The following is a 10,709-nucleotide window of genomic DNA, read 5'->3' on the forward strand; positions in this document are numbered from 1 at the left end:
AACTATAATAGATACAAGTAAAAGAGTGAAAATGGAAATACTTTTAATATTTTTATCATTAAAAAATTCATAAATTAGAAATAATACTATCAATAATTGATTTATTAATATAAAAATCTTTCTTTTATTATAACTGCCTTTGAACATATTAACTCCTTTCTGATAATTAATTATATGATAACATTACATAACTTGTAAATTAATTTATACATACGATGCTTATCTTCTATTTTCCAAATATTTTATAAAATTTTTAATACTATTTTTTAAGTACTATTTTATAACAAGAATACTTCGTCAAGACATAATATCCTACATATACGAGTGTAAATATTACAATTGCAAATACTATTGGAATTATTACAGGTGTATTACTTCCTAATATATTATCTATTAAAGCAGACTTGTAAGCAATTAATCCAAAGATACTATGTAACATCCCTAATATATATGGTATAGAAAAAAACACTAAAATCTGATTCTTAATTATTTTCTTTATATTTTTTTGACTATATCCTATTTTACTCAATATATTAAAACTGTTTCTATCATAAATGGCATTAGAAATACTGTGAAAATACAACATACTTCCTGTAGCAATAAAAAATATAACAGAAAGAAAGCTAATCAATAAAAAAGTCGAACTACTCTCATGCACAATTTCAAATTTTCTTTGGTAAGCACTTATAAAATATGGATTATCCTTTAATAAATTTTTAAGTTTTTCATAAATTTCTTTATTATCTCTCATACCTTTTCCATCAATACTTATGATAGAATTTCTTGATAGATTATTATATCTAGATATTTCATTGTATAATTTATCTGACACTATTAATGTCCCAATACTATTAGAGAAACTAATTGGATTATTCAATGTAGTATCTTTTATAACTAAATCTACTTTTTTATCTGAATGTAAATCTAAATTAAGGATTTTCCCTTTGTCCACATTTTTTTTACTTGGTCTATATTTTACTAATATACTTTCATTATAATCTAGAGGTTTAAAATCAAGTTTTTTCCCTTGTTGTTTAATTAATTCTATATAATCAGACTCTGATATACAATCAAATCCAGAGATTCTTCCTTTATCTTTGCCAATAGAATACTCAATCGGTAAATTCTTTGATGAAGAATTTACCTTTATAATATTTGTTTCATTGTATTTAAAATTTTCTACTAGTTCATAATCTCTTACAGCATTAATAATTTTATCAACATTAATTTTTTCTTCTACCTTAAATTCGATAGCAGAAGGTACTATACGAGAAACTGCTACTACAGGATAATAAATTGATAAAACAGTAGACGCAAATATACATAATGTTCCTGCTGACAGTAAAGTTAATAAAATTAATGTTTTTGCATTAGAACGTATGGAGTAAATAAACTTAGGAATTGTAATAATCTGTATTTCTCTATAAAAATGATTTTTTTTAGTCTTTAATATTCTAATAATATAAGGTAAAAATGAATTTATAAAAAAAATAGTTCCAACAACTACGCAAAGTAAGGTCAATATAGCAATTGGAGAAAATCCAATACTATACCAAACAGAATCCTTTCCTCTAGTCATATCAAAAGCTAGTACATATCCTAATACAAGCATAAAAATACCTATAAAAGCTATCAAAGGTCTTATTCTAATCTGTTTTTCTTCATTTTGCTCTATTTTTACTAAATTAAGAAGAGAATTTCTTCGAATCAATTTCCAAGTTGAAAAATATAGTACAAGTAATATAACAATTAAAAATAATAGACTAGAAATAATAGCATTTTTATTAAAAAAGGGTATCTTTGAACTATCTATATTTAAATTTAATGAATACACTATTATATATATAATAAACTTATGTAATAATGAGCCAGTTAAAATACCTATAATAAAAGCAATTATACAAATAAATACATTTTCTATCATAACTAATTTTAATATATTTGATTTTCTATATCCCATCAAGGTGTATATGCCAAGCTCTCTCATTCTACGTCTTATAAAAAATCTATTTGAGTAAAGCATATAGAACAATACAAATGAAATTATAAAAATTGAAATAGTTTTTGTCATAGTTTCGACTCTTCCATCAGATGAAATTTTATTCATTATAATATCATTCATAGAAAAAGATACAAAACTAAAAAATATCATGAGTATAAAAGCTACAGAAAACAAATACAATGAATAAAACGAAAAGTTTTTCTTAAGATTCTTTTTAGCAATGTTATATATATTCATTTTTATTACCTCCTTTTAATGTATATTAATATATTTCTTCTAGTTTAGTGGTCTTACTAACTATAGCTTCAAAGAAATCTTTATGATTTTTTTCATTTTTTTGAAGTTCATCTATAATTTTACCATCTCTAAAAATCAAAATTCTATTACAAAAACTAGCTACATAAGCATCATGCGTTACCATCAATATAGTAGTTTTTAATTCTCGATTTACATCACTTAGTGTTTTTAGTAACTCATTTGCTGATACTGAGTCAAGTGCTCCAGTTGGTTCATCTGCAAGTATTATAGATGGTTTTTTTATAATCGCTCTTGCTGCAGCAACCCTTTGACATTGACCACCAGATAACTCATTTGGATACTTATACAAAATTGAATCTATTCCAAATCGTTTTGTCAATAACTTGATAGAATCTTCAATTTCACTTGGTTGCATATGTTTTAAAGTAAGTGGTACAGCTATATTTTCAAAAACATTCAAACTGTCAATCAAAAAGTATTCTTGAAATATAAATCCAATATTATCCTTTATAAAATCCGCAGTAGAGTTATTATTTAATTCTTTTAAATTTACACCATTAATTACTATCTCACCACTACTTACACTATCTATTGTAGATAATACGTTTAGTAAAGTTGTTTTTCCAGAACCTGACGCCCCCATAATTCCAACAAATTCACCACAATTCACCTCAAATGAAACATGATTCAAACTTGGCTTTTTATTTTTACTATAAGTCTTTGTTACATCTTTTACTGATAATAGAACATCCATATTTATACCTCCTTTAATATTATTTCATCTATGTTTAAAGTATAAATTTTTACACACAAAAAAACATGAGTAAAATACGCAAAAATAATCGCATTTATTACTCATGTTTTGTAAAATACTTATTTACATTTTAAATAGTCATTTGTGTTTTTATATTTGTTTTCTATTTTCTCTAATTTCTTTTTGAATCTGTTTAAGAGCTTTTTTTGAACCTCTCTGAATGTCTTTTTCCAATTTTCTATCTTTAAAACTAGTAAACAATGAATTTAAATCATATCCTTCAGGATATAACTCTTCTGCTTTTATACTAAGTTCTAATCTTTTTATATTTACTAATACAAAATTGTCTTTAAATAATACTTCTACATTATTAAACTTATCTCTAGGTTTATACACAACTCCAAAGTCATTTTCATCCAATAATTTTACTTTATCACCTGTATCATACTCTGTATAATGGGAAATAAATTCAATATTATCTTTATTTTCAGTATTGGATTGTAATTTACTTCTCTTAACTAAATCTAAATTGTAGTTTCTATCAGTTATATATTCTTTAGCTCTACTTAATACCTTATTTTTTATTCCCATTTTTTTAGAAATAAAAAGAGCATTACTATCCTCAGATTTTCCTATTGTTAACTTATATAATGGTTCTAAAGTTTCTTTATCAAACATCATACCTGCATTTTCAAATTCTGGATGCAAGTTAGCAAACTTTTTTATCTCGCCATAATGAGTTGATGCTATTGTTATACATCCCATACTATAAAACTCTTCTAGCAATGATATCGCTAGTCCTGCTCCTTCATTAGGTTCAGTTCCACTACCTATCTCATCAAATAAAACAAGTGTAGAATTATTTGATGAGTTCATAATTTCTGCAATATTTTTTATGTGTGATGAAAAAGTACTTAGAGCATTTTCAATACTTTGATTATCTCCTATATCTACAAATACTTTTTCAAATACACTTAGTTCACTGTCTTCTTTAGCAGAAATATCAAGTCCACATTGAACCATCAAAGTTAATAGACCAACAGTCTTAAGAGTTACAGTTTTTCCACCTGCATTAGGTCCTGTTATTACAAGACTTCTATAATTTTTACCTATTTCAAAATCTAAAGGTACTACATCTCCTGTTAAAAGTGGGTGCTTACCTTTGATTATTTTTATATATCCATTGTTGTTTATTTTTGGAGTAATACCATTTATTTTTTGGCTATATTTAGCTTTTGCAAATACCATATCATATTCAGAAAGTATTTCTATATTTAACTTTATCTGAATTATTTTATCAAATATAAGCTCTGTTAAATAAGATAATATCTTGTATTCTTCAATAGTCTCATCGGCTTTTAACATAGTCAATTCTGTACTTAAATTTGACACACTTATTGGTTCAACGAATACAGTATTTCCTTTTGATGAAGTATCTAATATAGTACCATCAACTTCATTTTTATAAGAAGATTTAATCGGTATTACATATCTATCATTTCTTTTACTTATTATAAACTCTTGTATATACTTTTTGTTTATACTTGATGTTATAAACTTATTTAATCTATCTTTTATTTTTCCTTCTGTAATTTCTATATTTCTTCTTACTTTTTTTAATTCTTTACTTGCATTAGAATCAACTTTATTTGATTTTATGCAGTAGTTTATCTCTTCCTCTATGTTTTTACATTCTGTTATATTTAAAGCATAAGAACTTAATGTAGGCGAATAAAATTCTTTGTCTAACATAAAAGCTTTCATCTTCCTACAACCTCTTAAAAAATCCTCTATATTTACAAGTTCAATAGGTTCTATTATCATTCCTTTTTCAATTTTATCTATTGTAGAACCTGCATTAAACAATCCTTCAAGTGGTATATGATTACTGTTTTCAATTATTTTTCTAGCTTCTTTATTTTCTTTTAATTTTCTTCTTACTACTTCAATATTTCCACTAGGAGTTAATTTGTCTATTAGATTTCTTCCAAGTGAACTTACACAATGTATTTTTATTAATTCTTTAACTTCATTTAATTGTAGTCTTTCAATTGTATTACTATTCATTATTTTACTTTCTCCTTTATTTATAAGTCATGAATTTTAAATAACTATCTCACTTACTTTTATAATAATTATTTGTAATCGACTTAATAAATAAGGAATTATTATGCATTAAACTCCTTATTTATTAAGAAGTCTAACCCCGGACTCACTAATGTTAGTATTTTTTTTCATAAAACACTGCTCCTTTTCTATTTTCAATTAACTATTTTAGTCACTTTAACATTATTTCATAAATTATATCCTAGTGTCAATATAAATAAATTTATTTATCTTTTAACATAATAAAAAACCCTATAATGCTCACTATTAAAACAAAAATAATGCTTATTCTTTCATTTATATCCATAATTTCTTATAGAGTCTAATTTTATAAAGATTACACATCATAGAGTTCATCTCTTTAAATTATCATACCTAAAAAAATATAAAAAACAGCTGATAGTATCAAAACATTCTTATATGCTTTAACAAAATCAGCTATTTTTAATTTAATATATTTTTAATTTTTAAAATTACCCTTTATAAGTAATTAGTGGTTTCATAGTTGCCACTACTTGAATAAGTTTATATTCTATCAAACTTTCAATAATTTGTTCTATATTTTTATATGCTTCTGGAGCTTCTTGAAATAATAAATTTATATCATTACATAGAATATAGCTTTTAAATTTAGTTTGTTTTATAGTGTCTTTATTATACTTGTTTTTAAGACGAGATTTACAAATTGAACGAGACCATTTTCTACCAGCTCCATGTGATAGAGAATATAAAGACTGTTCTGTATTTTCAGTAGGCATAACTATATATGATAGACTTCCTCTTGAACCAGGTATAATTACAGCTCCTCTTTCACTTGAAATAGCACCTTTTCTATGTATGAATTTATCTTCCCTTTTTTCTATAAAATTATGATTTATAGATAATATTTTTTCAATATTTCCAGATATACCTATTGATTGCATAATTTTTTTGCTAACAATTTCACGATTGCGCTCTGACCAGATTAAAGCTTTATCATGATTTATCATATAATCTCTTTCTTTTTCACTTCCAACTTCAATACCATTTTTATTGTAGAATTTTTTAAGTATAGTTTCTCCATAATTTCTTGACCCACAATGAACTAACATCATTATGTCATCAGATGAAAATCTTAATTGCTCAAATTTTTCTTTATTGTGAATTTCATTTACACATTGAAATTCTATAAAATGATTTCCACTTCCAATAGTTCCCAAATTTGATATTGGACATTCCTCTTCATGTGGATTCATTATTTTTATATCAGATAAATCTTTAATTTCAGAAAGACGTTTAATCCATCTATTTTTTTTAAATTTCTTTTTGGAGATTCCAGTTTTAAATAAAGTCATTCCACAACCTATATCATTTCCAATTATATGTGGATAGATAATACCTTCAGTTTCAACTGCTAGACCCACAGGTATTTTACCTGCATGTAAATCAGGCAATCCTACTATTCTTAAAATTCCATTTAATTTTGAAATATCTTCAAGTTGTCTCTTTGCTATATCTTCAATCCAACACTTGTTATTTGCTATTACTTTTATTTCACTCATACTTTGCTCCTTTTTAATATACTCCTGCCTTTAAAAAGTAGCAAAAAGCTGTGACTTTTAGCCACAGCTTTTTTATTTTTAAACTACAAAAGCAGGTGGCTATTTGTTAAAATACTCTTAAATGTTTAATACCTCATCATTTTTTGCTAACATAATAACCACTTCCTCTCATAATTAAAACAATACTAAAATTTTAATCTATATGTATATTATTTATAGACATTTATTTTAAAATGTACAATATATAATTTTTATATTATAGAACCTATAATAATCATTGAAATCATAACTATTGCTAAACCAGCAACAACAATTTTTTTATGTAATTTTCTTCTCACTTTACTTTTATCTTCTTTTTTGACCTGAACAATTTTTTTTGATTCTTCTTCTACTTTATCTTCAACCTCTATATATGCTTTTTCATACATTACCTTGCTAAGGTCAACAATAATATCATTAGCTCTAGTATACTTATTATTTCTACTAAGCAGCCTTTTTATAACATTTATAAGTTCTATATTTCCATTAATTGCTCTTATACTATTCCAGTCTAGTCCTTTATCAATCAATTGTAACATCTTTTCTTCTGAATTTGCTTCTCCAAAAGGTAATTTCTTAAATATAGACTCAAACAAAATAAGACCTGTTGCGAAAAAATCACTCTCTCTATCAGTATAGTTTATACATAGTTGATGTGGACACAAATACTTTCTATTTCCATAGCTTCTTGTATTAACCCCATTATTTGCTCTTGTAATTCCAAAATCACAAATTTTAATATTATATTCTGTATTCACTATTATACTACTTGATTTTAAACTGCCATGATATGAATAATTTCTATGTATCATTTCTAAAGCCTTTAAAACTTGTATCATTATATTTATAATTGCTTCTAGATGAAGATAATTCCCTAGAATTAATTCATCTAGGCCAATACCATCAAAGTCTTCGCTTACAATATAATACAATGTTGTTTCTTCTGTACAATGAATCCCAACATCAATTATTTTTAGTATATAAGGAGAGTTTATTTCATCTAAAGCAGTACTTTCATCAATTAAATTTGATACAAAATCTTCACAAATATAGTTATTGTGTTTTATAACTTTTATCAACACATTTTTTCTGTAAAAAACATCCCTAGCCTTATAGATTTTGTTAATTTCTAAAACGTCATCAGAATTTACTACCTCATACCTATTGCCTATAAAATTCAACCCTGTCACCTCCTCATACATTTTATATAACTAAATCTATTTATAATTATACCAATATATAGGAATATTTTCTATATATTAATGATTCTAATATCAAAACGACAATTAATAAGTCTACTCTTATACAAAAAACAAGAGAGTTCTCAACTCTCTTGTTTTTTGTATCAATTCAATAGTAATCTAAAAAATAATCTATTTTTTCAATTCTTTATAAGAACTATTTGATATATGTTCTCTTTTTATGACTTTCCCACTTAAGTCTTTATACACTCTATATGTAGAATATTTATCTTTTCCAGTGTTTTTTACTTCTATAGATATATTTGGTTTGTCACCAGAATTGCCATATACTATAGATGATACACTTCCTCCACCTGCATAATTTTTAATATATACGGGATGGTTATATGGATTTTTAAATTTTAAATTTAATCCTCCATCACTTACTGTAGCATCTCTACCTCTTGGCACATAAGTAGATGCAGATGAGTGATTTGTAACTTGTGTTATTTCCATACCTGAAAGGAGAGCTGCATTATAAACTGTTGAAGATGTTTGGCAAACTCCTCCACCTGCTGATTGCTCTAATTTCCCATAAACTATAACTGGTGCATCTTTGTAACCATTAGCTTTATTGCTAGGCCCTGTAAGCTTATTATATGAAAATTCTTCACCTGGCATTAGTAAAACATCACTAGTTTTTCTTGCTGACAATGCCACATTATATGCTCTACCTGATACAGATTGAGAATATGTTGTTGAATATTGACCTATAACAGAATTCACAGATTTTACTTGTTCTGTCGTTATATCTGGTTTTTGAAGATTTACTTTTAGTTCTAAAGACTTGTGCTCTTTATTTTTTATCATGTTGTATATAGATTCTTTATTTGATGCCAAGTCAAATTCTCTACCTATAACAGACTCTGTGTAATTTAATCCACCACTTCCAACACTAACTGAAGCATTTTTCATTTTAACATTGATACTATCAGCTACTGAAGATACTTGAGCACTAAGTTTTGCCTCATCATATCCAGATTCTATTTTTAGGGCTAGCTTATTTATTCTTATATCGATATATTTCTTTAAGTTTTGAAAGTAAGAACCTTTTTTTGTACTCTCATAAGCATTTTTTACAACTTCTTCTGTGTTATATTTTAAATCAATATCATTTGGAGATATTTTATAATCTTTTCCATCATAAGTAAGATTCAGGTCTTCTGGAGTATACTTATCTGTTATAGCTTTTAATGCTTCTTCTTTGGTCATATCAGATACATTTATATCTTCTATATATACATTTTTAGCTATTTTCCCATTATATAGAAATTTGTTGTTAAAAAAATAAGTAGACACACCTATTGCTACAGCTAAAACTGCTAATACTATTATGAAAGTTCGTTTTTTTTCTTTTCCTAATTTTGAAACCCTTGTTGTACTTCTGCTCATAAATTCACCTCACTTTAACACTAACTTAATTTATCTTAATTTTGCTTATTAAAGTTTCCCTTTCAAAACTACTTTAGATTATATTTGAATAGCTTTTTTTAAACAAGGCATTTAAGCAAATGTAACTTTATTGTAAATTTATGTCTTATAATTAGATTTCTTTTTGATACTTTTTAATTATATTTTTTTAATTATACCTTAATAAAAAATTTACCCCTTATTTACGAATATTGATTAATCTACATTAAAAATTAAATATATCCTATTACTGGATAATGGTCTGATAAATAAATCTTTTCTACTATATATCCTTTTAGTTCAGTTTTTCTATCAGCAAAAATATAATCTATCCTAGAATTTGACTTTTCAAAGGTTGCTAAGTGAGATTTATTTAGACAAACAGCCATATCATTAAACATATCTAAAGAGATATTTTTTTCATTGAAATCACCACATAAAACAACAGCTCCTACTAATCTATTTCTATAGTCTATTATTTCATCTAGTTGCTTTGTCCTCTCTTCTCTATCTAAACCTAAGTGTGTGTTTATAATATTTATAATTCTTCCATAATCATCTATGGTTATACAAAGCGCTCCTCGCTGTTCTTTTTTACTAGTTAAAAAAAAATGATTATTGTTTAATATTTTTAATTTTGTAAATGTACAAATTCCATATATCATATTTACCTTTTTTACATTTGTGGCAAATACACCATCCATATTTAAAACAGCCTTTAAAGCTAAAAATTGAGGGTATAGTACTTCCTGCAAACAAATCACATCACAATTTAATTGTTTTAAATACATTCCCATTTTAGATAATGTCAATTTATTATTTGAATCCATACCTTTATGAATATTGTAGGTTACTATTTTCATTAATATCACCTCTTATGCAGTATTATACCCTTGAGATTTAAACTCATTTATTTTTTAGTCTATAAAACACTGTACTGCTTTCTAAAAGTCAAGTAATCACAGATTTTATCACAAAAAACCTAACTTAAGTATTTATATTCTACATAAGTTAGGTTTTACAAAATTTTATAGTATTTATAATTTTATGCATTTTTAATGATGATTCTCCTTTTTTATTTTTTTCAATTTGCCTTCACTTACAACAAATAAAAATCCCATCTTTTTATATATTTCATCTAATTCAATTAAAGTCACTTCACCATTTTTTAAATTTGTTAATGTTATATCTTGTATTTTTCTTGATGGAATTATCATAAGTTATCAACACTCCTTTAAATTCTTTTTATCTTTATATTTAAATATATTTATGCATTGTGATATATATTCATAAATTATTAAAATAATTTCAAAAAACATCCGTTCTGCAAACATTCGTTCTATATATTTATTATACAT

General features: G+C 25.2%; 8 protein-coding genes. All 8 read right to left on the reverse strand.

What is annotated here, in order from left to right:
* Window positions 1–259: 259 nt before the first annotated feature.
* The 8 genes from KGF52_RS18535 to KGF52_RS18570 all read right to left on the reverse strand — a co-directional run bounded on the left by KGF52_RS18535 (window position 260) and on the right by KGF52_RS18570 (window position 10,568).
* A complete protein-coding gene (locus tag KGF52_RS18535) occupies window positions 260–2,239 on the reverse strand; it encodes an FtsX-like permease family protein (protein WP_227841206.1) in 1,980 nt (659 codons plus the stop codon).
* Window positions 2,240–2,264: 25 nt separating this feature from the next.
* Window positions 2,265–3,014, reverse strand: a complete 750-nt coding sequence (locus KGF52_RS18540) for an ABC transporter ATP-binding protein (protein ID WP_227841207.1) — start codon at window positions 3,012–3,014, stop codon at window positions 2,265–2,267.
* Window positions 3,015–3,164: 150 nt separating this feature from the next.
* A complete protein-coding gene (locus KGF52_RS18545) occupies window positions 3,165–5,081 on the reverse strand; it encodes an endonuclease MutS2 (RefSeq protein ID WP_227841208.1) in 1,917 nt (638 codons plus the stop codon).
* A 512-nt stretch (window positions 5,082–5,593) separates the two neighbouring features.
* Window positions 5,594–6,661, reverse strand: coding sequence for an RNA ligase RtcB family protein (locus KGF52_RS18550; RefSeq protein ID WP_227841209.1), 1,068 nt, complete (start codon window positions 6,659–6,661; stop codon window positions 5,594–5,596).
* Window positions 6,662–6,912: 251 nt separating this feature from the next.
* A complete protein-coding gene (locus KGF52_RS18555; RefSeq protein ID WP_227841210.1) occupies window positions 6,913–7,890 on the reverse strand; it encodes a protein kinase domain-containing protein in 978 nt (325 codons plus the stop codon).
* A 183-nt stretch (window positions 7,891–8,073) separates the two neighbouring features.
* Window positions 8,074–9,333 carry a VanW family protein gene (locus KGF52_RS18560; RefSeq protein ID WP_227841211.1) on the reverse strand — a complete coding sequence of 420 codons (1,260 nt, stop codon included), beginning with the start codon at window positions 9,331–9,333 and terminating at the stop codon, window positions 8,074–8,076.
* A 251-nt stretch (window positions 9,334–9,584) separates the two neighbouring features.
* Window positions 9,585–10,214, reverse strand: coding sequence for an endonuclease/exonuclease/phosphatase family protein (locus KGF52_RS18565; protein WP_227841212.1), 630 nt, complete (start codon window positions 10,212–10,214; stop codon window positions 9,585–9,587).
* 192 nt (window positions 10,215–10,406) lie between these two features.
* On the reverse strand, window positions 10,407–10,568 hold the full coding sequence (locus KGF52_RS18570; protein WP_227434804.1) for a hypothetical protein: 162 nt from the start codon (window positions 10,566–10,568) through the stop codon (window positions 10,407–10,409).
* Window positions 10,569–10,709 lie beyond the last annotated feature (141 nt).

It is taken from the genome of Clostridioides sp. ZZV15-6597 (assembly GCF_020657815.1).
Taxonomy (GTDB): Bacteria; Bacillota; Clostridia; order Peptostreptococcales; family Peptostreptococcaceae; genus Clostridioides.

Bases quoted from the DNA above. Each gene is read 5' to 3' on its own strand.
- KGF52_RS18545 (WP_227841208.1), bottom strand. From the start codon at position 5,081: ATGAATAGTAATACAATTGAAAGACTACAATTAAATGAAGTTAAAGAA.
- KGF52_RS18565 (WP_227841212.1), bottom strand. From the start codon at position 10,214: ATGAAAATAGTAACCTACAATATTCATAAAGGTATGGATTCAAATAAT.
- KGF52_RS18550 (WP_227841209.1), bottom strand. From the start codon at position 6,661: ATGAGTGAAATAAAAGTAATAGCAAATAACAAGTGTTGGATTGAAGAT.
- KGF52_RS18535 (WP_227841206.1), bottom strand. From the start codon at position 2,239: ATGAATATATATAACATTGCTAAAAAGAATCTTAAGAAAAACTTTTCG.
- KGF52_RS18540 (WP_227841207.1), bottom strand. From the start codon at position 3,014: ATGGATGTTCTATTATCAGTAAAAGATGTAACAAAGACTTATAGTAAA.
- KGF52_RS18570 (WP_227434804.1), bottom strand. From the start codon at position 10,568: ATGATAATTCCATCAAGAAAAATACAAGATATAACATTAACAAATTTA.
- KGF52_RS18560 (WP_227841211.1), bottom strand. From the start codon at position 9,333: ATGAGCAGAAGTACAACAAGGGTTTCAAAATTAGGAAAAGAAAAAAAA.